The 1,233-nt window shown below is 48.2% G+C and carries 1 protein-coding gene; it reads right to left on the reverse strand.

What is annotated here, in order from left to right; translation table 11 throughout:
- Window positions 1–65: 65 nt before the first annotated feature.
- A partial coding sequence (locus AB4653_RS16915) for a DUF3360 family protein (protein WP_372071597.1) occupies window positions 66–1,233 on the reverse strand: 1,168 nt, incomplete at its 5' end.

Raw genomic sequence — 1,233 nt, forward strand, 5'->3', positions numbered from 1 at the left:
TAAAACAAGGCCTCGCGATTGCGAGGCCTTTTTGTGTTCCGACTAAAACTAAATATTAATCGAGGTTAACGAAAGCTTGGGATAATCGCTGGAATCCCCGGAAGAAGGCCAACCAATGCCATTACACCACTTAGCACAATAAACATAATGCCAGGCAACACCCAACGGCTCATTTTACTCAGTTCACTACTGCGTTCTTTACAACCGACTAAGCCTAAGTTATCCAACAGCATGGTGAGGGCCCAACCAAATGCTGGGTTAACGAGCGCTGAAGAAAATACAACAATCGCTGCCGATTGGGTGGTTTTTCCTTCACGCGTCATTTCCATGCCAGCTTCTAGCAATGGAACAAATACCCCAACAATGAGAGCGACACAAAGTACAGGTTGCCAGATAGCTAGATCCATCGGGTAACCCCAAACCGCGGCGATGATACAGAACAGAGCTGTGAGCAATGCGCCGGCAGGAATAGGGCGTTTAGCAATCGCCGCTGGTACGATGTAAGTACCCCATGAAGACGTAAAGTTAGTACCGCCGAGCAGAGAGCCGAACGTTTGACGAATTGAAGCAGTGGTCATCGTGTCATCAATATTCATGTGTACTTTTTCGGTACGCTCTGGATAGCTGATCTTTTGAAATACTTGATGGCCTAAGAAATCTGGCGACCACATCGCCACGGCTAGAATTGCAAACGGCAATACCACCATGAAGTGTTCAATCGTCGGTAGGCCAAGCATCCAGCCTGTATCTTCTCCCCACCAATACATAGGGTTCATGTTAGGTAAGCCTGGCTCAGTGTGGAAAGCGAATGGGGCACCCATGGCAAATGCAATCGTACCACCCAGTAAACAACTAAGAGGTACGGCTAACCAACGTTTGCGGAAGTGTTCCAATAACGCGTACAAGATAATGGTGCAAAAGATGACGACAAACGCGATGTGGCTCATGCCAATTCCTTCAGCCCAAGCGAACAGCTTTTTCACTTGAGAAGCGGTTCCAACAAAGCCAAGGTAGAGCAATAATCCGCCACATACGCCTTTACTGGTGAGGTTGGCCAACATACTGCCACCTTTACTGATGGCTAAGATTAGGCCAAAAGCGCCAATCAGCAATCCAAACGCCATAGGGTGTCCGCCTGCTGCAACCACAATCGGAATTAAAGGAATGAGTGGGCCGTGTGTACCTGCGAGGTTCGCGGTCGGCAACAGGAAGCCAGAGAAAATAATAATGAAA

Origin of the sequence: Vibrio sp. 10N.222.48.A3, from assembly GCF_041475345.1 — a bacterium.
GTDB classification, from domain to species: domain Bacteria; phylum Pseudomonadota; class Gammaproteobacteria; order Enterobacterales; family Vibrionaceae; genus Vibrio; species Vibrio tasmaniensis_A.